General features: G+C 45.3%; 2 pseudogenes. Both read right to left on the reverse strand.

Going from position 1 to position 590, the window contains the following annotated elements:
- A pseudogene (locus D6029_RS22745) lies at nt 1-165 on the reverse strand (serine dehydratase subunit alpha family protein); the annotation flags it as partial.
- A gap of 43 nt (nt 166-208) precedes the next feature.
- A pseudogene (locus D6029_RS22275) lies at nt 209-590 on the reverse strand (hypothetical protein); the annotation flags it as partial.

The following is a 590-nucleotide window of genomic DNA, read 5'->3' on the forward strand; positions in this document are numbered from 1 at the left end:
AACGCGAGCCTCAATGCGTGTCACTTGCCCCGCTAAATGCGAAGCAGCAATGGCACTTGCCAGCGCCAATGAAACGGGTTCAGTGCAGCCGACTGCGGGCTTCACATTTTGTTTCACAGCAAGGATAAGTTCAGCCCATGCCGGGTTCATTGCAGAATTTGCCATTTTTTAGCCTTAACGCTTATATCCAGAAAACACACGCCTGCAATCAGGAGAATGCAAGGAATGGAGAAATACACAATAAGAGGCCAGTGATAATAATAATGACCAGTGAGACACCTTTGTATTTATGCAGTGCTGGGACTTTATAGACCAGCCAAGCTGGAATTAAACACCCGACCATGCCGAATATTGGGCTACAGATTGAGGTAAAACTTAATACTGGCGCATTCAGTACAATTGCACTCCACGCCAGTAATATGGCAAATACCATAATTCCGCGCTGCACCCACTTTTCATTAATGTTTTCCGCTGGCATTTTACGACGCAGAATATTAATCACGATCCCCTGAGTAGCTTCCCGGAACCCGAGATAAACCCCAAAGAATGCTGTCATAACAGCAAAGATATTTAATATCACACTGACAACC

The sequence above is a fragment of the Buttiauxella izardii genome (genome assembly GCF_003601925.1).
In the GTDB taxonomy this organism is placed as follows: domain Bacteria; phylum Pseudomonadota; class Gammaproteobacteria; order Enterobacterales; family Enterobacteriaceae; genus Buttiauxella; species Buttiauxella izardii.